21 protein-coding genes are annotated in these 20215 nt (G+C 68.3%); 11 read left to right on the top strand and 10 right to left on the bottom strand.

Annotation, left to right across the window (positions count from 1 at the left end; translation table 11 throughout):
* Positions 1-126: 126 nt before the first annotated feature.
* Complete coding sequence (locus IEW24_RS13475; protein ID WP_188579351.1) at positions 127-2187, top strand: DUF6600 domain-containing protein; 2061 nt, start codon at positions 127-129, stop codon at positions 2185-2187.
* 62 nt (positions 2188-2249) lie between these two features.
* On the opposite strand, the gene IEW24_RS13470 is transcribed toward IEW24_RS13475, so the two are convergent.
* A complete protein-coding gene (locus IEW24_RS13470) occupies positions 2250-2675 on the bottom strand; it encodes a cupin domain-containing protein (protein ID WP_188579349.1) in 426 nt (141 codons plus the stop codon).
* A gap of 333 nt (positions 2676-3008) precedes the next feature.
* Here IEW24_RS13470 and IEW24_RS13465 point away from each other — a divergent pair, with 333 nt between their 5' ends.
* The gene (locus tag IEW24_RS13465) at positions 3009-4496 is read left to right on the top strand and encodes an MDR family MFS transporter (RefSeq protein WP_244644376.1); all 1488 of its coding nucleotides are present in this window, start codon (positions 3009-3011) and stop codon (positions 4494-4496) included.
* A gap of 370 nt (positions 4497-4866) precedes the next feature.
* Here the strand turns inward: IEW24_RS13465 and IEW24_RS13460 are convergent, their stop codons facing one another.
* Positions 4867-6432 carry a 2-isopropylmalate synthase gene (locus IEW24_RS13460; RefSeq protein ID WP_188579347.1) on the bottom strand — a complete coding sequence of 522 codons (1566 nt, stop codon included), beginning with the start codon at positions 6430-6432 and terminating at the stop codon, positions 4867-4869.
* A 442-nt stretch (positions 6433-6874) separates the two neighbouring features.
* Between IEW24_RS13460 and IEW24_RS13455 the strand changes: the two genes are divergently transcribed.
* Positions 6875-7099, top strand: a complete 225-nt coding sequence (locus IEW24_RS13455) for a hypothetical protein (RefSeq protein WP_188579346.1) — start codon at positions 6875-6877, stop codon at positions 7097-7099.
* Positions 7100-7104: 5 nt separating this feature from the next.
* Positions 7105-7314 (top strand): hypothetical protein, encoded by a 210-nt coding sequence (locus IEW24_RS13450; protein WP_188579344.1) that lies wholly within the window; start codon positions 7105-7107, stop codon positions 7312-7314.
* 27 nt (positions 7315-7341) lie between these two features.
* On the opposite strand, the gene IEW24_RS13445 is transcribed toward IEW24_RS13450, so the two are convergent.
* Positions 7342-7623 carry a hypothetical protein gene (locus tag IEW24_RS13445; protein ID WP_188579342.1) on the bottom strand — a complete coding sequence of 94 codons (282 nt, stop codon included), beginning with the start codon at positions 7621-7623 and terminating at the stop codon, positions 7342-7344.
* A 182-nt stretch (positions 7624-7805) separates the two neighbouring features.
* Here IEW24_RS13445 and IEW24_RS13440 point away from each other — a divergent pair, with 182 nt between their 5' ends.
* Both IEW24_RS13440 and IEW24_RS13435 read left to right on the top strand, forming a co-directional pair.
* A complete protein-coding gene (locus tag IEW24_RS13440) occupies positions 7806-8054 on the top strand; it encodes a zinc-finger domain-containing protein (RefSeq protein ID WP_188579340.1) in 249 nt (82 codons plus the stop codon).
* Between the two features lie 2 nt (positions 8055-8056).
* Complete coding sequence (locus tag IEW24_RS13435; protein WP_188579338.1) at positions 8057-9259, top strand: FAD-dependent monooxygenase; 1203 nt, start codon at positions 8057-8059, stop codon at positions 9257-9259.
* Between the two features lie 135 nt (positions 9260-9394).
* On the opposite strand, the gene IEW24_RS13430 is transcribed toward IEW24_RS13435, so the two are convergent.
* The 3 genes from IEW24_RS13430 to IEW24_RS13420 form a co-directional block, all read right to left on the bottom strand.
* Positions 9395-10123 carry a sulfotransferase family 2 domain-containing protein gene (locus tag IEW24_RS13430; RefSeq protein ID WP_244644375.1) on the bottom strand — a complete coding sequence of 243 codons (729 nt, stop codon included), beginning with the start codon at positions 10121-10123 and terminating at the stop codon, positions 9395-9397.
* A gap of 110 nt (positions 10124-10233) precedes the next feature.
* Positions 10234-11928 (bottom strand): FAD-dependent monooxygenase, encoded by a 1695-nt coding sequence (locus IEW24_RS13425; protein ID WP_188579335.1) that lies wholly within the window; start codon positions 11926-11928, stop codon positions 10234-10236.
* A 117-nt stretch (positions 11929-12045) separates the two neighbouring features.
* Positions 12046-12657 (bottom strand): thiamine phosphate synthase, encoded by a 612-nt coding sequence (locus IEW24_RS13420; protein WP_210324202.1) that lies wholly within the window; start codon positions 12655-12657, stop codon positions 12046-12048.
* 518 nt (positions 12658-13175) lie between these two features.
* Between IEW24_RS13420 and IEW24_RS13415 the strand changes: the two genes are divergently transcribed.
* The 4 genes from IEW24_RS13415 (at position 13176) to IEW24_RS13400 (ending at position 15875) form a co-directional block, all read left to right on the top strand.
* Positions 13176-14279 (top strand): hypothetical protein, encoded by a 1104-nt coding sequence (locus tag IEW24_RS13415; RefSeq protein WP_188579331.1) that lies wholly within the window; start codon positions 13176-13178, stop codon positions 14277-14279.
* 139 nt (positions 14280-14418) lie between these two features.
* Positions 14419-14922, top strand: coding sequence for a hypothetical protein (locus IEW24_RS13410; RefSeq protein ID WP_188579329.1), 504 nt, complete (start codon positions 14419-14421; stop codon positions 14920-14922).
* 34 nt (positions 14923-14956) lie between these two features.
* The gene (locus tag IEW24_RS13405) at positions 14957-15349 is read left to right on the top strand and encodes a YbhB/YbcL family Raf kinase inhibitor-like protein (protein ID WP_244644374.1); all 393 of its coding nucleotides are present in this window, start codon (positions 14957-14959) and stop codon (positions 15347-15349) included.
* 154 nt (positions 15350-15503) lie between these two features.
* Positions 15504-15875 (top strand): DUF2019 domain-containing protein, encoded by a 372-nt coding sequence (locus IEW24_RS13400; protein WP_188579327.1) that lies wholly within the window; start codon positions 15504-15506, stop codon positions 15873-15875.
* Positions 15876-16304: 429 nt separating this feature from the next.
* Here IEW24_RS13400 and IEW24_RS13395 read toward each other — a convergent pair whose 3' ends face one another.
* From IEW24_RS13395 to IEW24_RS13380, 4 genes are all read right to left on the bottom strand, one after another.
* Positions 16305-17528 (bottom strand): acyl-CoA dehydrogenase, encoded by a 1224-nt coding sequence (locus IEW24_RS13395; protein WP_373870058.1) that lies wholly within the window; start codon positions 17526-17528, stop codon positions 16305-16307.
* Between the two features lie 113 nt (positions 17529-17641).
* Positions 17642-18082: an NUDIX domain-containing protein gene (locus IEW24_RS13390; protein ID WP_244644373.1), complete on the bottom strand. Its 441-nt coding sequence runs from the start codon at positions 18080-18082 to the stop codon at positions 17642-17644.
* A 110-nt stretch (positions 18083-18192) separates the two neighbouring features.
* On the bottom strand, positions 18193-18804 hold the full coding sequence (locus IEW24_RS13385; RefSeq protein ID WP_244644372.1) for a glutathione S-transferase family protein: 612 nt from the start codon (positions 18802-18804) through the stop codon (positions 18193-18195).
* Positions 18805-18960: 156 nt separating this feature from the next.
* A complete protein-coding gene (locus IEW24_RS13380) occupies positions 18961-19146 on the bottom strand; it encodes a hypothetical protein (protein WP_188579320.1) in 186 nt (61 codons plus the stop codon).
* A gap of 342 nt (positions 19147-19488) precedes the next feature.
* Between IEW24_RS13380 and IEW24_RS13375 the strand changes: the two genes are divergently transcribed.
* On the top strand, positions 19489-19965 hold the full coding sequence (locus tag IEW24_RS13375) for an Hcp family type VI secretion system effector (RefSeq protein ID WP_188579318.1): 477 nt from the start codon (positions 19489-19491) through the stop codon (positions 19963-19965).
* Positions 19966-20215: the final 250 nt, after the last annotated feature.

Here is a 20215-nt window from a genome sequence, read left to right as displayed (position 1 = left end):
AATTGCCACGCAACCGCCGCGCGTATGGCATCAATGCCTTGTGCTGCCTTGATTTTTCCCGCATCGCGTCACGGAACCGGGGCTTGATCCAGACCGTTTCTGCAACCGGAATGGAGGCGATGCTCAATGACGGTGAAAAGCGAACTCAAAAGACCGGCAAAACTGCTGGTCGCGGGGATGGCCGCGAGCTTCCTGATCGGCGGCATGCTCGCTCCCGCGCAGGCCCAGCCGGCCCAGCGCCCGCCCGGCCAAAACGCCGGCGCGCAGCAGCGCGTGGACATCAATGTCTTCTACCAGCCGCTGGCCGAGCACGGCACGTGGGTGTCCCATCCCACCTACCAGTATGTGTGGGTGCCGGCGGGGCTCGATGCCTCCTGGCGGCCCTATCAGGATGGCCGCTGGATCTGGACCGAGGACGGCTGGTACTGGGATTCGGCCGAGCCCTTCGCCTGGGCCACCTATCATTACGGCCGCTGGGGTTATGATCCCGATCTCGGCTGGTTCTGGGTGCCCGGCGATACCTGGGCGCCGGCCTGGGTGGAATGGCGGCGCGGCGGCGGCCGCACCGGCTGGGCGCCGGTGGCCCCGGATGCGCCGGGCTATGCCTATGGCGCGCCCAAGCGCTACGGCGTCTCGGTGGCGGAAAGCTGGGTCTATGTGGAGGACGAGTATCTGGCCGCGCCGGATCTCGCCACCCGCGTGCTGCCCATCGCCGGGCTCGCCGCGTGGCTCGGCAGCAATCCCCGCCCCTATCAGCCGGTCTATGGCAATGGCCGCGTGGTGACGCGCTTCGTGCCGCCGAACGATTTCGGCGGGCCGGTGGCGCGCGAGGTGACGACCCGCCGCCTCGTCTATGTGGACGGCTATGCTCAGGAGTTCGACGACCGCGACGGCGCCCGCCTCGGTATCTACCGGCCGTATATCGGCCGGCCGAACAAGATTCCGCCGCCGCCCCGTTATGCCCGCGACGTGCCGCCCGACCGGCGCGTGGTCATCCGGCAATATGTGGGGCCGGAGGCCGTGGGCATCCTCGCCCCCTCGGCGGCGCTCCTCGGCGTGCTCAATCCGGACCAGCGCCGCGCCTTGCGCGATGCCCGCTTCCGGGGCGACGAGGGCGTCTATCGCCGCGATCTCGACCGCTATCGCAACGACCGCCAGCAGCAGTTGCAGCAGCAATGGCAGCAGTCCGAGCGCGACCGCGACGCCTATGAGCGCGGACGCCTCGATGCCGCCCGCCAGAATGAGCGGCAGCAGCGGCAGATCATGGACCAGCGCCAGCAGCGGGCGCAGGACGTGATGCAGCAGATCGAGCGTCAGCGGCCCAATGCCCTGCCCCCGGCCCTGCCGCAGGCGCCCAATGCCCCCGGCGGTCGCCAGTTGCCGGGCGCGGCGCCGGTCGGTGCTCCTGGCATGCCGCCGGGCATGCAGCCCGTTGCGCCCGCGCCGGGTGCCGCGCCGGGTGCGCCGCCCGCAGGTGCGCCCGGCCAGCCGCCGCTGGCGCCCAACGCGCCGCGTCCGCCCGCCGGTGCCCCGCCGGCCGCAGCCCCGGCCGCACCGCCTCCGGCTGCCGCACCGAACGCCCCGCCTCCGGCCCCCAACGCGCCACGTCCGGCGCCGGATGCCCCACGCCCGCCGGCCACGCCGCCCGCTGCGGCTCCGAGTACGCCGCCGGCCGCAGCGCCTGCCCCGGCGCCGAGCGCACCGCGTCCGGCTCCCGATGCGCCGCGTCCGCAGTCGGCACCGCCGCCGAGCGCACCTCCGGCTGCCGCGCCCACCGCCCCGGCACAGCGCCAGTCCGCGCCGGAAGCGCCGGCCGCCCGTCCGGCACCTGCGCCGAGCGCACCGGCCACGCCGCCGCCCGCGCAACGCCAGCCGGCCCCGGAGGCTCCCGCCGCTCGCCCGGCGCCCGCCCCCAGCGCACCGCCGCCCAGCGCTGCGCCGCCGGCCCAGCGCGAGGCACCCGCCGCCCGGCCTCCGGCTGCGGCGCCGGAGCGTCCGCCGCAGGCAGCCCCGCCCGCCGCACGTCCCTCCGGCCCGCCGCCCGGCGCGGGTGGCCCGCAGGGCGGACCTCCCGGCGGCGGCCGCCCCGAGGGTGCCCGTCCCGAAGGTGCCCGTCCGCAGGGCGGACAGGGTGGCCCCGGCGGGCGTGGTGGACCCGGCCAGCCGGACCAGCCCGGCCAGCAGTGATCACCTGCTCAGGAATGGAAGGGGCCGGCATGATGCCGGCCCCTTCTGTCTTTGGTCCACATTCAGGCGGCGGGCGCCGGAACCAGCCCGTGGCGCAGCATGATGGCCTTCATCCGGGCGGGATCGGGCGCACCGGCCGCCAATAGGGCCGCCAGTTCACGAAAATAGCCGGGGCCGAGCACGCCGGGCGTCAACACGCACAGGCACGAAGTGGCCGCCTGCGTATCGTTGCGAAAGGCGTGGACCACGCCGCGCGGGATGAACACGCTGTCCCCCGGCCCGATGTCGATGTCGCGCCCGCCGACCACGAAGGTCGTCACGCCCGCGAGACCATAAATGGTCTCCTCCCAGCTCTCGTGATGGTGCGCCACCGGCATGCGCGCATTGGGCTGCACTGTCATCTCGAACATGTCGAGACAGCCGCCGGTCTGGTCGCCGCTCTGGAGAAAACGCAGCTCCAGCCCGCCGAGCGTGATGATCTCAACCATGTGTCCGTCCCCCTCTTCGCACGCCGGCGCGCGCAGCGGACCCGCCCGGCCGTGCAGGGCGGGAAGCCTCCCACGGCCACGCATGGTTCGCCAGTGGCGTGCCGCCGGGAGGGATGCCGGCCGCACGACAGGCAGCCCGGCCTTGGCGGCAGGACTGCCGCATGCAGCGATCCATTGCCCGCCAACGGCTTCTCTGCCACACTCGGTGCCGCCCGTCGGGGTCGCTCATCCCGAAGGTCCAGCCCTACCGTCCTTTCATCCAGCCACGCCCCCGGCCTCCGTTTTCCGGACCCCGGCCGCGTTTCTGGTTTTCGCTTGATCGCCAGGCCGCCCATGTCCGTCCACGCCACCCCGCGCCAGCGGGCCTATCTCGTCTGCGCTATCCTGATGTCCACCTTCATGGTGGCGGTGGAATCCACCATCGTGGCGACCGCCATGCCCAGCATCGTCGGCCGTTTCGGCGGGTTCGATCATTACAGCTGGGTGTTCTCCTCCTTCCTGCTGGCGCAGACCTCCACCACCGTCATCTACGGCAAGCTCGCCGACATCTTCGGCCGCAAGCCGGTGCTGATCGCCGGCATCGCGCTGTTCCTCGTCGGCTCGCTGCTCTGCGGCCTCGCATGGTCCATGACCGCGCTGGTGGCCTTCCGCCTGCTGCAGGGCATCGGCGCGGGCGCGATCCAGCCCATCACCATCACGCTGGTGGGCGATCTCTACCGGCTGGAGGAGCGCGGCAAGGTGCAGGGCCTCGTCGCCACCGTCTGGGCCGCCTCCGCCGTGGTGGGGCCGCTGGTGGGCGGGGTGCTGGTGGACTATGTGTCGTGGGTCTGGGTGTTCTGGATGAACCTGCCCATCGGCCTCTTCGCCATGGCCGGCTTCTGGCTGTTCCTGCGCGAGCAGGTGGAGCCCCGGCAAAGCCCCATCGACTATCTCGGCGCCGCTCTGCTCTCCGTCGCCATCGGCGCGCTGCTGATCCTGATCAGCGAGACCGACGGTTCGGCCGGACAGATCGGACTTGCCGGCGCCGTGTTCCTGTTGAGCAGCCTTGCCTTCGTCTGGCAGGAGCGGCGGGCGCGCGAGCCCATCGTCTCCTTCGCTTTGTGGCGCCGCAAGCTGCTGGCCGCCTGCAACCTCACCGCCTTGCTTGCGGGCGTGCTGCTGATCGGCCTCACCGCCTTGCTGCCGCTGCACGTGCAGGGCGTGCTCGGCCGCTCGCCCATCGTGGCCGGACTGGCGCTGACCATGCTGACGCTGGGCTGGCCGCTGGCGGTGGCGCTCTCCCCGCGCCTGTTCCGCGCCTTCGGCGTGCGCAACGCCTTGCGCTACGTGAGCCTCATGCTGCCCATCGGTGCCGGCCTGATGCTGCTGCTGGGGCCGGGCGCCTCCCCGGTGCTGGCGGGGTTCGCCTCGTTTCTGGTGGGCATCGGCATGGGCATCGCCAGCTTCACCTGCATCGTGCTCATTCAGGAGAGCGTGGAATGGTCCATGCGCGGCAGCGCGACGGCCTCCAACATCTTCGCCCGCAGCCTCGGCTGCGTGCTGGGCGCGACCGTCGCGGGCGCCATCCTGAACATCGGCCTTGCCCGCTATGCCGCGCCCGACGTGGCCGAGCGCCTGCACGCGGTGCTGAACCAGCCGGCGGGCCTTGCCGGCCTTGCCGCCGATCCCGCCGCCGTTCTGGTGTTCGATCAGGCGCTGCATCTGGCCTTCACCGGCCTGTTCGTGGTGGCGCTGATCACGGCGGCTGCCACCTGGTTCATCCCGGCGGATCTGTCCGCACGGGGCCGGCCGGCCGAGGCGTCACCGGCGCTGGGGGAATAGGCCGACCGAGATGCCGCAGCCCCTTTCCCCTGCAAACGCAGGGGAAGCTCATAGGAAGGCTGGACAGGCGCTCTCCCTTCCACGGAACGTGCCCTCTCCCCCCCTTGCGGGGGAGAGTTGGAGAGGGGGGTAACGCGGCTGCGTCTGGCAGCGACCTTCTGACGGGCGTGTTCACTTGCCTGATCTCACTCTTGCGGAGAAGGCACTACCCCCTCCCCACCCCTCCCCCGCAAGGGGGGAAGGAGCGTGTCGCGCCCACCGTTGCGGCACGCCGGACATCCAGCGGAGGAAGCCTTCCTCGCGCTCCACGAAAAAGGCCCGTGGCGGGAGCGCCACGGGCCTTTCGTGTTTCAGGACGTGAGGCTGCGGATCAGCCCGCAGCAGCCTGCGCATTCAGCGAGGTGCGCTTCAGGCTCAGCTTGTTGAGCGCGCCCACATAAGCGCGGGCCGAGGCCACCAGCGTGTCGGGATCGGCCGAGCGGGCCGTGACCGCCTTGCCGTCCTCTTCCAGACGCACGGAGACTTCCGCCTGCGCATCCGTGCCCTCGGTCACGGCATGCACCTGATAGAGCTCCAGCTTGGCGGTGTGCGGCACCAGCGCCTTGATGGCGTTGAAGGTGGCGTCCACCGGGCCGTTGCCCTCGGCTTCCTCGGTGCGGATCACGCCGTCCACTTCCATGCGCATGGTGGCGCGCTGCGGGCCGCGGGTGCCGGCGATGACGGACAGCGAGATCAGCTTCATGCGCTCATGCGCGGAAGCGATCCCCTGATCAACGAGCGCCTCGATGTCTTCGTCGTAGATCACCTTCTTGCGGTCGGCCAGATCCTTGAAGCGGGTGAAGGCGTCGTTGAGCGCATTCTCACCCAGCTCGTAGCCCAGCGCCTTCAGCTTGTCGCGGAAGGCGGCGCGGCCGGAGTGCTTGCCCATCACCAGCGAGGTCTTGTTCACGCCCACGCTCTCGGGGGTCATGATCTCGTAGGTGGTGTTGTTCTTCAGCATGCCGTCCTGATGGATGCCGCTCTCATGGGCGAAGGCGTTCCGGCCCACGATGGCCTTGTTGTACTGCACCGGGAAGGACGTCACCGCCGACACCAGCTTGGAGGCGCGCGTCAGCATGCGGCTCTCGATATTGGTCTGGTAGGGCAGCGCGTCGCGGCGCACGATCAGCGCCATGGCCACCTCTTCCAGCGCCGCATTGCCGGCGCGCTCGCCGATGCCGTTGATGGTGCACTCGATCTGGCGGGCGCCGCCTTCCACGCCGGCCAGCGAGTTGGCGACCGCCAGGCCCAGGTCGTTATGGCAGTGCACGGAGAAGATCGCCTTGTCGGCGTTCGGTACCTTCTCCCGCATGGTGCGGAACATGTGCCGGTATTCGTCCGGCGTGGCATAGCCCACGGTGTCGGGCAGGTTGATGGTGGTGGCGCCGGCCTTGATGGCGGCTTCCACGCAGCGGGCCAGATAATCCAGCGGCGTGCGCGTGGCGTCCATGCCGGACCATTCCACGTCTTCCACCAGATTGCGGGCCTGCGTCACCGTGGCGGTGATGATCTCCAGCACCTCTTCCTGCGTCTTGCGCATCTGGTGCTCCAGATGGATCGGCGAGGTGGAGACGAAGGTGTGGATGCGGCCGCGCTTGGCATGGCGCACCGCCTCGCCGGCGCGGGCGATGTCGGCGGGGATGGCGCGGGCGAGGCCGGCCACCGTGGCGCGCTGCATGCGCCGCGCGATCTCGGCCACGGACTCGAAATCGCCGATGGAGGCGATGGGGAAGCCGGCCTCGATGACGTCCACGCCCATTTCATCCAGCAGGGTGGCGACTTCCAGCTTCTCTTCCAGCGTCATGGAGGCGCCGGGGCACTGCTCGCCGTCACGCAGGGTGGTGTCGAAGATGATGACGCGGTCGGAAGCGTTATTGGCGTTGGCAGCGTTGGTCATTGGCTCGTTTCCTTAAGAGGTCCGGGCCGTCTCGATCCATCATTTGGGAGAGCGGGCCTCGGGATGTTGCTCTCGGCGTTCGAAGCATCCCCTGAGTGCCCAGGCGCGTGCGCCCGTCCGGCCCTCAGGGGCGGCTAAGGAGAAGAAGCGCGCGCAGAACAAGAGCGTTGCCCGGATTGATCGCAATCCGGGGGGCGGTACCAGCATGGATCGTCGAATGGGACGACACGGGTTGCGGCTCGCTCACCAATTAGGCTCTTGGACCTCGCTCATAGCCGTAAATGTGGTCAGCGCGCAAGCATGACATTGCCCCCGCCTTATCGGAAGCCATCGGAGCACCCTGCCACCTCCACTCGCAAGGGCTTGAAAACAGGCCCTCTTTTCCGTGATGATGCGGCCGTTGCGCCCGCCCCTTCCTTGTCCGGTCAGGAGCCGCCCCGCCTTGGATTTTCTCAAACGCTTCGCCACAGGCTTTCTCGGCGAGACGCTGATGACGCTGGGCATTCTGGCCTTCCTGCTCTCGGGGGCCATCGGCCGCGATCCGTGGGATGCCAATACGTTCATCCGCCTCGCCATCGCGCTCGCCTTGTTCATCGGCGGCGGCCTGCTCAGCGGCCGCGCCCTTGCCCGGCGCAGGCGCGCGCCGAAGCGCACACCGGGGCGCTGACCGGCATGAGCCTTCTGCGCGGTGCGCTGAACACCTTCCTCGACATTGCCGGCGGCATGCTCGGCCACGCGCTGGTGCTGCTGGCGCTGTTGGTGCTGGGCGGGGTGCTGTTCTTCGGATGGGAGGACTGGACGCTGGTCAACCTCTCCATCATCGCCGCCACGCTCGGCGTGCTGGCACTGGGCTGCGCGCTGGTCTGGCGCAGCATGCGCTAGAGCCGGACGTGCTCTGAGCAGGCCGGCTTATTCGACCTCGATATCCTTGTTCGACGTGACGAGCCGCACGCCCGCGCCGCTCACCTGATCCAGCGCCTGATCGGACAAGGACTGCGCGCCCGCCGCATCCAGCAGCGCCCTGAAGGCCGGAAGCAGCTCCTCCGCCTCGGCAAGGGTGACGGAGTGGTCCCGCGCATCGGCATAGGCCGTCAGCGCCGCGCCATCCACCAGGGCCGCGCGCAATTCGGCAGCCCGCACGGGGTCAGTGGCAATGCCTTCCACATAAGCGGTCAGGGATCCGGCGCTCATGAACGCTACCTCCATACCTTGATAAGGGGAGCGTAGCGTTTCGGGGGCCTGCTGCCAATCCGTGGCGGCTCGGGTCCCCCGCCCGCCCCGTCCCGCGACGATCCTGCCATGGGGGAGGTGTTCAAGCGGCGCGGAACATGCTCTAAGCTGCGGCGAAATTTGGACCCGCGAAGAGAGTGGCCATGGCGGATACAGGCATTCCCCACTTCAGCAACGATCTCGGCCTCAGCGTCATTGAAGTGGGCGCGCATGAGTTCATGTGCATCGGCGCCAAGCCGCCGTTCGACCATCCGCACATTTTCATCGATCTCGGCTCCGATCCCGAGGCGGTGTGCTCCTATTGCTCCACGCTCTATCGCTTCAACCCGGCCCTCAAGCACGGCACCGCGAAGCCGGAAGAGGCCCTGTGGGTGGAAAAGCCGGCGGCCTGACAGTGTCTGATCCTGCTTCTCAAGCCGCCGCCGCCTCAGGCGCGGCGCGTGATCCCGCCAGTTCCAGCGCGCTGATCGTCGGTGCCGGCATCGGCGGCCTCGCCGCAGGCATCACCCTGCGCCGTCTCGGGCTGAAGGTGAGCATCTGGGAACAGGCCGAGGCGCTGGCCGAGGTCGGTGCCGGCCTCCAGCTCAGCCCCAACGCCACCCGCTACCTGCGCGATCTCGGCCTGCTGGACGCCATCGAGAAGGTGGCGGTGGTCCCGCGCGCGCTCGACGTCCGCGACGGCCGCACCTTCGACAGCCTCGCGCATTGCGAATACGGCCCCGAGGCCGCCCGGCACGGCGCGCCCTTCCTCGTCATCCACCGCGCCGACCTGCTGGACGTGCTGGCGGCGGCGGCAAGGGACGCGGGCTGCGACATCCGCCTCAACACCCGCCTCCAAAGCCTTGAGCCGCACGGCACCGGCATGCGCGCCGTGGCGGCGGAAGGCGACAGCCTGATCGCCCAGGAAGCCGACGTGGTGATCGGCGCCGACGGCGTGCGCTCCGTGGTGCGCGAGCATCTGGGGCTCGGCGTGCGGCCGGTGTTCGCCCGCCGCGTGGCCTATCGCGCCACCATTCCGCTGCGTTCGGACACCTCGCCCGACGTGCGCCTGTTCCTCGGTCCCGACGCCCATCTCGTCACCTATCCGGTGAAGGCGGGCACGGCGGTGAACGTGGTGGCCATCGTGCGGCAGGACAAGCCGGTGTCGCGCTGGAGCGAGCCGGGCGACGCGTCCAAGGTGCACAAGGCCTTCGCCGGCTGGGCTCCCGAGGTGCGTGCGCTGCTGGAGGATGCCCCCGCCTTCCTGTGCTGGGGCCTTTACGATCTCGACCCGCTGCCGCGCTGGAGCCAGGGGCGGGTGACGCTGCTGGGCGATGCCGCCCACGCCATGCTGCCCTTCCTGGCGCAGGGCGCGGCGCAGGCCATCGAGGATGCCGCCGTGCTGGCGCAGGTACTGGGGCGCGAGGGCATCTCGCCGGACGCGCTCAGCCAGTACGAGGCGATCCGCCGGCCGCGCACCGCCCGCATCCAGCTGGGCGCGCGGCGCAATGCCGGCATCTATCACATGAAGGGGCTGGGCCGTTTCGCCCGCAACATGGTGATCAAGGCCACCGGCCCCAGCCTGCTGTCGCGACACGACTGGATCTACGGCGGCTGAGGCGGCACCGGGCCTTGTGCCCGGCCGCCTCTTCTAGAGCGTTTCATTGTTTCATGGAAACACTGAAACACTCCAACTTATTGATAGAGAATGTTTTTCGGCTTGGATTGCGGAGCAATCCAAGCCGAACATGCTCTAGACGGCTCTTCTGTGCAGGGCCGGCCGCTCGGCCTCCGCGATGAGGCTTTCGGCGAAAGCGTACAGCTCCATGTCGTAGCGATTGTGCGCGGCCACGGCCGCGCGCAGCTCCGGCGAGATCTCGCGCGCGGCGGGCCGGCCGGGGGTGACGTTCAGCGTGCCCAGCCTCACCCCCGCCATCTGCGGAAACACCTGCCCGAGACGCACACTGTCCGCATCGAGCCTTTCCTGACGGCCGATCCACACGCAGCGCGCCAGAACCTCCTTGGCCCGCGCCAGCGCCGCGTCCATGTCCACATCCGTGTTCAGCACGTGATCACCCAGCTGGCGCACCTGACGGTTGAAGATGTTGCGGAACGTGACGGCGCGATCGGCCGCGAAGAAGTCTTCCACGCCGAGGGCATGGGCGGCGGCCACATCGGCATGGTCCGTGTTGGGGAAGACCCGCGCGTAATAATACCAGGACAGGCAGCGGTCCACGGGATCGCGCAGAACGGTGAAGAGACGCGCATCGGGAAAGAAGCGCTCGACGTCGGTGATGCTGATGTGACCGGCCACCACAGCCCGTGGCGCCATCGCCGCCGCCATCTCCGGCGTCATCACGCTCGCGTCGAACGAATCCGTCACCTGATCTTCGCCAAAGCCCGCCCGCAGAGCCGCACGAAAGCTTGTCCCCGCCGTTTTCGGCAGGTGAAGGAAGACCGTCGCAACCAAAATGCAACCCACATGGAACGCTATTCACGTTGACCATGCGGACCGGCTGCATCTAAGTCAATAGCCAGCAATATAAGCTTAAGCTTTGGCGTAAAAAGAAAATTCCCTTTGGGAAGGTCTTTTCAGCCCTCCGGAGGCTGCTCCAGCCGTGGCAGCACCGCCCGCAGCGCGGCGCGATCGAACGGGCGGCCGGTCCAGCCCAGATAGCCATCGGGCCGCACCAGAAAGGCCGAGCCCGGCGCGGCGCGATAGGCCTCGGCGAAGCCGCCCGCCGCATCATGCACCAGCGTCAGCCCCAGCGGCTGGGGCAGCTGGGGCGTGGCGAGGTGCCCCAGCAGCGGCACATGCTCCAGCGCGCCCTGCGTCGTCACCGCCACCACCCTCAGCGGCAGGCCCACCGTGCTGAGCACCCGCGCATCGGCCTCCAGCGTCGCCAGAACGCCGGGGTCCGGCGCGATCATGACGATCAGCACATGGGCAGTGCCGCGCGTGAGATCGAACAGGCGCAGCGGAAAGCCGAGGCCGTGGCGCGTGAGCCCCTGCACATCGGGGGCCCGATCCCCCGCCACCGGCGCCCCGGCCGGCGGAGCGCCGCCGATATCGTTGACATCGGCGTGCAGGAACCCCGCCGTGCCGCGATAGCTCAGCAGGATCTGCGTATCGGCGAGGCGGTTCGGCGGCGTGCGGCGGCGGCCGAGATTGATGCTCTCCTCCGTGGTGCGGGCGATCACGTCGCGCGCCACCGGCCGCCGCTCGGCCTCATAGCTGTCCAGCAGCGCGGGCGCCGCCCCGTGGCGCAGCACGAGGCCGAGCTTCCAGGCGAGGTTGTAGGCATCCTGAATGCCGGTATTCATGCCCTGCCCACCGGTGGGCGGATGGATATGGGCCGCATCCCCGGCCAGAAAGGCACGGCCCACCCGATAATTGGCGGCCAGCCGCATGGAGATGCGGAAGCGCGAGGACCAGCGCAGGTCCGAAAGCTTCGGCGGCTTGGCCATCACGCGATCCGCCACCGTCTGCAACGCCGCCAGCGAAACGCCGGGCTGCTCGGCCTGAATGCCGTGACTGACGCCGTCCGCGCTGCCTGCCGCATCCTCCGGCAGCGGCTCGGCCAGCATGGAGACGCGATAGCGGCCACGCTCCGGCAGCGGAATGGCGATGAACATGTCCGGCGGGGCGTCGTCATGCAGCTCCATGGCGCGCAAAGCGAAGCCGCGCGGCAGGTCGGCCTCCGGCGGCCATTCGGCATGCACGTCGCCCAGCGTGAAGGGATAGGGGAAGGCCTCGCCCTCGAAGGCGACGTTCAGCGCCCGGCGCACCGCGCTATGGGCGCCGTCGCAGCCCACCACATAAGCGAAACGGCCGGTGCGCGTGGTGCCGTCCGGCCCGGCGAGGTTCACGTCCACCGCCTCCCGGCCCATGGTGAGGGAGGTGAAGGCGACGCCGCGCTCCACGTTCACCCCGAGCGAGGCCAGATGGGCGCCGAGGATGCGTTCGGTCTCCGGCTGCGGGAGGCCGAGGCCGGCATAGGGCAGATCGGAGAGTTCCACGCGGTGGACGCGGCTCACCGCGTCCTTCACCTCCACCCGCAGCCCATCCAGCCACAGGCCGGCGTCGATCATGGGGCGGGCGATCCCCATGTCCTCATAGACTTCCAGCGTGCGCGGGGTGATGCCGATGGCCCGGCAGTAAGGAAACGGTGCGGCCGCCTTGTCGATGATCCGCACCCGCGCCCCGTGGCGGACCAGTTCCGCCGCCATGACGAGCCCCACCGGCCCGGCCCCGACCACCAGCACGTCGGCATCCAGCTGCGCCATGGCCCCCTCCGCTCCCGTTACCGTACCGCCCGGGGGCCAGTCTGGACGCGAAGGCAGGCGCAGGGCAACACGCGGCGCAACAGGGGCGACGTATCACTAAGGAGAAGGGGCGGCCTCTCAGCCCCAGGCGGCGAGCAGTCCGCGTGCTTCGGCGGCGGGATCGGCGGCGCGCATCACCCCGCCCATGACCGCCACGCCGGACACGCCGCTCTTGTGACAGATGCGCATGGCCTCCGCGTCGATACCGCCCAGAGCGAGCACCGGCAGCAAGGTGGAGCGGGCAAAGCGGGCGAGGCCGTCATGGCCGAGCGCCGGCCCGTAGCCGGGCTTGGAGGCGGTCGCGAAGGCCGGAGCGGCGATGAGGTAATTGGCCTCGGGCGGGGCCGCCCGCACCTCGGCCTCGGAATGGATGGACAGGCCTACCAGCGCCCCCGGCCCCAGCAGCGCGCGGGCCTCGCGGGCATCCGAGCCGCTGGCCAGATGCACGCCATCCACCCCCGCCTCGGCCGCCAGAGCGGGCGTGCCGTGCAGGGTGAGGCGCGCGCCATGGGTGCGGGCGATGGGCAGGAGACGGCGCACCAGCGCCAGTTGCTCGGCCTCGGGCAGATCCTTCTCCCGCACGCTCGCCCAGCGCAGACCCGCACCGAAGGCGGCATCGAGAATGGACGCAAGGTCGCCGCGCGCCTGGGCGCGGTCGGTGATGAGCAGGATGGGCGGAGAAGGCAGCATAAGCGGACTTTGCGGGCAGAGGTGGACGAAATGCGGGTGCATGCCCCGTAACTCCCCCGAAAGTGGTGATAGATCGCTAGCAACATACCTACAAGCCAAGATGCTACCAAGATGGAAGCTCCCGCGCGCCCTGCATTCGCGGCGCCCGACATGGAAGTCTTCCAGGCTTCGCACGGCCGCTGATTCACCGATCAGCGAAACGGGTGCCGAAAGGTCATTGCGCGTGACGCGTGTGGCGATGCGCGCGCGTCCGCGCCTCGCCCGCTTGCCGCCTATGCCAAGCATGGAAGGTATCCATGCACACACGGGAAGGTAATGATCCACCAAAATCACATGTCATGGCGAGATGAACAGCATTTCGGCTTGCCATTGCAGACGTCCGCTACCTTCCTTGCCCAGCTTAGGCGCGCGCCGGATCGCCCAATCCGATACGTACCGGCTCGAACATCTTGACGGAGCACCCGCTTTACAGGCCACCCGGCCATCTTCGGGCCGCCCCTGCGAAGGAGACCTGCCTCATGCCCGTGCCCGAGTGGCTCGACACGCTCTGGGATCGCGTCGTGAACTTCCGCACCGACCGCGAGATCGACCGCGAGAACCAGCGGCTCATGCGCAAGTACAATTTCGGCATCCTGCCCATTTCCGAGGAACTGGGCGCCCATGCCGAGGTGGCCGGGCGGGTGAGCGCTCTGGGCGATGCCGGCCACATCTATGAGATCGAGCCGCTCTATGAGGAGGCCCGCCGCGCCGACATCGTTCTGCCCGGCGCATTCCTGCTGCACGAGATGCTGCTGCAGCGCCTGATGCCCGCGAACCTTCAGGACCGCAACAGCGTCGCCGGCAAGCTCGCCCCCTTCCGCGCCGCGTGGGAGGGGCACCCCACGCCGTTCACCGCCGCCCTCTATGCCCTGACCCTGCATGAGGCCGCCTATGCGGCGCGCGGCACCGACCTGCCCGACACCGTCAGCGACCAGCAGTGGGCGGACATGCAGCGCCACCTGACCATGGCCCGGCAGGTGCTGGACGCAACGCCCGACACCACCGGCACCTGCCAGCTCTGGCACCGGGCCAATTACGACCTTGCCCTCGAAGAGGGACTGGATTTCAACGCCTATCAGGCGCGCTTCGAGGCCGCCTGGGCGCTCGACCGCTTCAACCTGCAACTGTGCGAGAACCACGCCATCCGCGTGATGCCGCGCTGGATGGGGCGCGATGCCCATGACGTGGAGAGCTTCGCCCGCCGCGCCATGGCGATGACGGAAACGCGCTACGGCGCCGGCGCCTATGCCATGATCTATCACGGCCAGTGCGAGATGGGCCATCACGAGCTGGAGGACAGCCTGTGCGAGCCCGCGCTGGCGCAGCAGGGGTTCGAGGACCTGATCGCCCGCTACGGCGGCCAGAGCCTCTACAACCGCCATGCGGGCTTCTCCGACTGGGTGGGCGACCATGCCACCGTGAACCGCCTGTTCTCGGGCCCGCTCAGGACCATCGTGCCGCAGATCTGGTCCGGCGCGGACGACGACGAACGGGTGACGGACGCCCTCGACACCTTCTCGCTGGCCCGCGACATGCTGGATCTGGACGAGGACGAAGAGGTGCCGCGCCGCGCGGCGGGATGAGCGCGGGATCAGTTTTCTGAGGGTGAGAAGCCCCGGCGGAAGCCGGGGCTTTTTTGTTGCGCCCGAGGGGAGCTCTGGCGCGGGAAAGCGACGGAGGGTGGGGAAAAATTGCGGCGGGGTGGAGCTTTTGAAGCGGCGGGTGCCGCGCGTCGATCTTCTACCGAACGAAATATCGCCGGCTCAAGTTCTCGCACCCGAACTGCCGATCGCCGAACAAAACGCCCCCTGCAACAAGAGAGCCAGCTCGATCTTGACGGGTGGCAATAACCACCATATACAATCACTGATTGGTTTTTATTTTATTGTTCACAGCCGGCTTGACCTTTGCGTCTCGGAGATTGGGATGATGCGTCGCTCAATCGGCGTTGTATTTTCCGTTCTGGCGACGTGCCCTGTATTGGCAATCGGTCTTTTACTTTCGACATATCCATCGACGGCGCAGCCTGCGGGGATGAGCGATCGTTGCACCAGCCTCTATCTGAAATATCAAGGCAACCCTGCGCCCAAGGCCTTCGCCAAGGGCCGAACGCGCGGTTGCGGCTGGGATAAAGGGACAACGCTTGAGGATGCGCGCAAGCGCGCGCTCGGCTTCTGCAACGCATACGGCGGCGACGACTGCCGCATCGTCGAATTCGTAAAGTAGAACAAAATGCATGCGCCCAAGCGGGAAGATATTCATGGCAAAGACAGCTTTGAAAGCAGCCGCCCTGATGTCGGCGGTCCTGATGTCGGAGGGTCAGGCGGCAGGCGCCTTTTCGGCCTCCTTCAGCTGGAACGGCATTCCAGCGTGCAGCGGCACATCGCCAGCTTTCACCATACGTGGCGCGCCCAACGGCACTGCGCGTCTCCGCTTCGCCATGCGCGACTATGACGCCCCCAACTACAACCACGGCGGGGCGACCGTCGCCTATGACGGCAAGGGCAAGGTCGCGCAAGGCGCGATCGGCTATACCGGCCCCTGCCCGCCGCCGGGGAGCGTGCATCGTTACATCTGGTCCATCGAGGCGCTCGATGCCTCCGGCCAGGTGCTCGCCAGGACCGAAACGGAAGGCCGCTTCCCCCTGCGCTGAACGCCCCCTCCAGCTGAATGCTTGATCATCTGCGCATATGAGCAGCGGGAAGGAGACGATGCCTGCAAGGGCGAAAGTCCAAGGAGCATACAGTCATCGGGGACGGTGCATCGCTGGACGCACATTCAGCTCGGACAGCTTCCCGGAAGCGGACATGAAAGCCCAGCGGAAACTCAGCCAACTGCCGACCGACCAGCTCGTCGCCCTCTTCGTCGAACTCTCCTTGGAGATGAAGCGAGCAGACGACTGGATGGAGAACGGCGCATATAACCGCGCGCACAAGAAGCTACGCGACGTGAGGGCGGAATTGAAGACGCGGCCGGGCGACGGACGCCATGCACTCCTGCCGCTGCTGGCACACCCGAACATACAGGTCCGGCTCGATGCGGCGCTCGCGACGCTGGCGCTCTCTCCGGAGGCGGAAGCCGCGCTGCGTGGGATCGCACCGCTCGGCACGGCCTCTCAACCCTTCACTGCACGAGACATATTGAAGGCGCTGGACGACGGCTCCTACAAGCCGACATGAGGCCTGCGTCCCTGATCCCGTCGTTCGCCCGCTCCGCCCAACGAAAAAAGCCCCGGCGGATGCCGGGGCTTTTTTGCGTCTCGCAAGAGTCTCTCACCGTCCCCGCCGGGATGAGCGCAGGATCATGAAGGTCGCAGCCCGCAGGTTGCGTCCTTCCCCCTCCCCAGCCCTCTCTCGCAGCTAAGAGAGGGAGCCTGTTGCGTCAGCCGCTGAGGATCGCCCGCCATCCGTTCCGCGGCACGCACCCTCTCCCCCCTTGCGGGGGAGAGTTGGAGAGGGGGGTAACGCGGCTGCGTCTGTCGGGCGCCCGGAGCCTCGATGGCGCGGGATCGGAAAGGGCATTACCCCCCTCCCCAGCCCTCCCCCGTAAGGGGGGAGGGGGCTGCCCCGCCCATCATAGATGACACGCCCACCGTCTTAAGCAAGCGCTCAGAAGAACGCCTGGATGCCGGTGATCGCGCGGCCCATGATCAGCGCATGGATGTCGTGCGTGCCCTCGTAGGTGTTCACCGTCTCAAGGTTCGCCGCATGGCGGATGACGTGGAACTCGGCCGAGATGCCGTTGCCGCCGTGCATGTCGCGGGCAATGCGGGCGATGTCCAGCGCCTTCCCGCAATTGTTGCGCTTGATGTAGGAGATGGTCTCCGGCGCCAGCTGGCCCTCGTCGAACAGCCGCCCTGCGCGCAGGCACGCCTGCAGGCCGAAGGCGATGTCGGTGGACATGTCCGCCAGCTTCTTCTGCACCAGCTGGGTGGCGGCCAGAGGCCGGCCGAACTGCTGGCGATCCAGCGTGTACTGGCGAGCGGCGTGGAAGCAGGCTTCCGCCGCACCCAGCACGCCCCAGCCGATGCCGTAGCGGGCGCGGTTGAGGCAGCCGAACGGGCCCTTCAGCCCCGCCACGTTGGGCAGCAGGTTCTCTTCCGGGATCTCCGCATTGTCGAGCACGATCTCGCCGGTGATGGAGGCGCGCAGCGACAGCTTCTTCTCGATCTTGGGGGTGGAGAAACCCTTGGTCCCGCGCTCAACAAGGAAGCCGCGGATGGCGTCCCCATGGGCGGCGGACTTGGCCCACACCACCGCCACGTCGGCGATGGGCGAGTTGGTGATCCACATCTTGGCGCCGTTCAGGCGATAGCCGCCGTCGATCTTCTCGGCGCGGGTGCGCATGCCGGCGGGGTCGGAGCCGGCGTCCGGCTCGGTCAGGCCGAAGCAGCCCACCCACTCGCCGGTGGCGAGCTTGGGCAGGAATTTCTTGCGCTGGCTCTCGTCGCCATAGGCATAGATGGGATGCATGACGAGGGAGGACTGCACGCTCATGGCCGAGCGGTAGCCGCTGTCCACGCGCTCCACCTCGCGGGCGGCGAGCCCATAGGCCACGTAGCCGAGGCCGGCGCCGCCATATTCCTCGGGGATGGTGGAGCCGAGCAGGCCCAGCGCGCCCATCTCGCTCATGATCTCGCGGTCGAAGCGCTCATCCAGATAGGCCGAGGTCACGCGCGGCAGGAGCTTCTCCTGCGCATAGTCGCGCGCGGTGTCGCGCACCATCCGCTCGTCCTCGGTGAGCTGGTCCTCGAAGCGGAAGGGATCGTCCCAGTTGAACTCCGCCTTCGGCGCGCCGGCGGCGCCGGCCTTGGCTGCTTCACCCATCATCATCTCCCTCTCTGGCCCGGTCTGCGCGACCTTCGGGCTTGTCCTTGCAGCACCCATCCCGGCGGGGCTGGTGTCTCCCCAGGGGCGGCGATGCGGGATCATGGCATTTTGTTTGTCTACCAACAATCTCCCGGAACATCCCCGTTCACCGCTTCCGCGATGCGGCGGCGGGTGGCGGGGGTGGTGTCGGCCGGCAGCGCATGAAGCGGGCAGGCGGCGACTTCGGCGATCTCATAGGTCGGCCCCGGCAGGGGGTTCAGCTGCACGTCGCCGGCCCGGTAACAGGCCACATAGTCCCGCCCGCCCACGGCGGCGTTGAAGAAGAAGCCGTGCAGGGTCAAGGGGCCGGTGATCTCGGCGCGGGTTTCCTCGCGCAGTTCGCGGCGGGCAGCTTCCTCGGCGCTCTCGCCAATGTCCACGCCGCCGCCGGGCAGATGCCAGCCGGGCGCATAGGTATGGCGCACCAGCAGCACACGGTCTTCGCTGTCGATGGCGATCACACGCACCCCCAGCGTCATGCCATGGCGCACGCGGCGCACGAGGGGGGCGAGGGGCATCAAGGGTCGAAGCAGCCACATGGCCGCCATTTGGGCTGTGCCGGGCGTCCGGCGCAAGGGGGCGCGCTCGCCCCCTGCCCTCACACCCCCTGCCCTCACGCCGCCGGCCCTTACGCCACCTTCGGCGCGTACTCGGCCTCGATCTCCAGCGCCCGCAGCAGGGCCGGGCGGGTGGCGCAGCGCGCGACATAAGCGGTGAAGGCCGGGCGCGGCTCCAGCACCTTGAAGACGTCGATGAACAGGCGCAGGTCCGTGGCCAGCAGCGTGTCGGCGGCGGTGAAGCGCTCGCCCGCGATGTAGGGATGCGCGGTGAGGCGCGCCTCCAGCACCGAGAGCACCGTCTCCGTGCTGCCCCAGCCGGCCTGCATGGGGGACAGTTCGATGCCCTTCATCTTCTGCAGCAGCGCCGGCTCGATGCAGGTGGCGGCGAAGAACAGCCAGTGCAGGAAGGTCGCCCGGTCATGATCGCCCACGGCGGGCGCAAGCCCGGCCTCGGGGAAGCGATCGGCCACATAGAGGGCGATGGCGCCGCTCTCGGCCATGGGCACGCCCCGGTCTTCCAGCGCCGGCACCTTGCCCATGGGATTGACCGCGCGCAGCGCCGAACCCTCCGGTGCCCCTTCGGCCAGATCCACCTGCACGAGATCGTAGGGCGCGCCGGTCTCCTCCACCAGCCAGAGGGAGCGGAACGCACGGCTGTGGGGAGCCCAGAAGAGTTTCACGGCGGCTTTCCTCCTTGAAGGCGGAACCATGGGGGCAGGATGGAGCCGGACGCGCAGACGCCCGACCCGCGGCGGGATCCGGTGAAAACCGCCGTCCTAATGCCACCGGAGGCTGGAGCGTGGCTGGCACCGGCCGGCCCTGCCCCACTCAGTCCGTCAGGAGAAGAACATGAGCGGGACGTCCTCGCAAACCGCGGTGTCGGAGGGGCACGCCTCCTCCGGCCCCGCTTTGCGGCACAGGCAGAAGGGCGGAACCGCATCGTCGGCGGTGTCGCGGGCGGGGGTTTCGGGATCGGAGGGAAGCGGCCGCAGGCCGTCCCGGAGCGGGGGACGCGAAGGCATGGGCAATTCTCCAGACCGGAGAAGCCGAGGGCGGGAAAGCCTGCGGACAGGACCGGCCGAACAAGGGACGCTGCGCGGCAGCGAGTACGTTCCAAATTAATTGCACACAAGACGATTACGCGCAATGCCGGAAATCCGCGCCGGCCGGCATCCCGCCCCCGCTGCCGAGCCCCCCGGATGCGTCAGCACTCCTGCCCCATCCTATAAGTAACGCTATATCATATCAATCAACAATTACAAATAGTTCATTAGCATTCAGCTTTGGCTGGGCGTATCCATTTTCTCGCGGGGCAAATAAAGCCTCAGACAAAATTAGACGATATATCATATCGGAGGCAGAAAATGGCTATCTACATCAACTATGATGGCATCCAGGGCGAAGCCACCCAGCAGGACCACAAGAAGTGGATCGATGTGTTGTCCATGTCCTGGGGCGTCGGGCGCGGCATTTCCACCACGTCCGGCTCGACCAACAACCGGGAAGCCTCCGAGCCGAGCATCAGCGAGGTGTCCATCGTCAAGATGTTCGACGCCTCCTCGCCCAAGCTGTTCACCGAGAGCTGCACCGGCAATGCCGGCAAGACGGTGAAGATCGACCTCGTCACCACCGGCAGCCCCGGCGTCACCTATTGCACCTATACGCTGACCAATGCGCTGATCTCGTCCTATTCGGTGTCGAGCGGCGGCGACCGGCCCACGGAATCGATCTCGATCAGCTTCACCAAGCTCGAGTTCAAATTCACGCCCTACGACGACAAGAACAAGGCCGGCACGCCGGTCACGGTCTCCTACGACCTCGCCACCACCAAGAGCTCGTGATCTTCCGTCGGGGCGCACCCGCCTCCGGACGACCTTTGGGAAGATAAACCGGCGGCTCCGCTTCAGCGGGCCGCCGGTCCCGCCTCAGGCCCCGTCCGGCATTTACGCGCTGTGCAATCCACCCCGATCGTGTTTAAAGCCTTACCTCCCTCCGCATCCTGCCCGGCGTCTTCCCATGCCGGGCGGCGGGATATTTTGTCCCGTCCGGGGTGCCCTCGCCCGCGTGCCGCTCCGGCGCGCGGCATGTCCA

The organism is Azorhizobium oxalatiphilum, from assembly GCF_014635325.1.
GTDB lineage: Bacteria > Pseudomonadota > Alphaproteobacteria > Rhizobiales > Xanthobacteraceae > Azorhizobium > Azorhizobium oxalatiphilum.
The sequence above is the reverse complement of the archived record's forward strand: the minus strand, read 5'-3'. Positions and strand labels throughout refer to the sequence as shown.

Coding starts and splice junctions, on each gene's coding strand:
- IEW24_RS13400 (WP_188579327.1), top strand. CDS start 15,504: ATGAAAGCCCAGCGGAAACTCAGCCAACTGCCGACCGACCAGCTCGTC.
- IEW24_RS13380 (WP_188579320.1), bottom strand. CDS start 19,146: ATGCCTTCGCGTCCCCCGCTCCGGGACGGCCTGCGGCCGCTTCCCTCC.
- IEW24_RS13465 (WP_244644376.1), top strand. CDS start 3,009: ATGTCCGTCCACGCCACCCCGCGCCAGCGGGCCTATCTCGTCTGCGCT.
- IEW24_RS13460 (WP_188579347.1), bottom strand. CDS start 6,432: ATGACCAACGCTGCCAACGCCAATAACGCTTCCGACCGCGTCATCATC.
- IEW24_RS13415 (WP_188579331.1), top strand. CDS start 13,176: ATGCCCGTGCCCGAGTGGCTCGACACGCTCTGGGATCGCGTCGTGAAC.
- IEW24_RS13440 (WP_188579340.1), top strand. CDS start 7,806: ATGGCGGATACAGGCATTCCCCACTTCAGCAACGATCTCGGCCTCAGC.
- IEW24_RS13470 (WP_188579349.1), bottom strand. CDS start 2,675: ATGGTTGAGATCATCACGCTCGGCGGGCTGGAGCTGCGTTTTCTCCAG.
- IEW24_RS13390 (WP_244644373.1), bottom strand. CDS start 18,082: ATGCCCCTCGCCCCCCTCGTGCGCCGCGTGCGCCATGGCATGACGCTG.
- IEW24_RS13445 (WP_188579342.1), bottom strand. CDS start 7,623: ATGAGCGCCGGATCCCTGACCGCTTATGTGGAAGGCATTGCCACTGAC.
- IEW24_RS13405 (WP_244644374.1), top strand. CDS start 14,957: ATGGCAAAGACAGCTTTGAAAGCAGCCGCCCTGATGTCGGCGGTCCTG.
- IEW24_RS13375 (WP_188579318.1), top strand. CDS start 19,489: ATGGCTATCTACATCAACTATGATGGCATCCAGGGCGAAGCCACCCAG.
- IEW24_RS13420 (WP_210324202.1), bottom strand. CDS start 12,657: ATGCTGCCTTCTCCGCCCATCCTGCTCATCACCGACCGCGCCCAGGCG.
- IEW24_RS13395 (WP_373870058.1), bottom strand. CDS start 17,528: ATGATGATGGGTGAAGCAGCCAAGGCCGGCGCCGCCGGCGCGCCGAAG.
- IEW24_RS13450 (WP_188579344.1), top strand. CDS start 7,105: ATGAGCCTTCTGCGCGGTGCGCTGAACACCTTCCTCGACATTGCCGGC.
- IEW24_RS13475 (WP_188579351.1), top strand. CDS start 127: ATGACGGTGAAAAGCGAACTCAAAAGACCGGCAAAACTGCTGGTCGCG.
- IEW24_RS13425 (WP_188579335.1), bottom strand. CDS start 11,928: ATGGCGCAGCTGGATGCCGACGTGCTGGTGGTCGGGGCCGGGCCGGTG.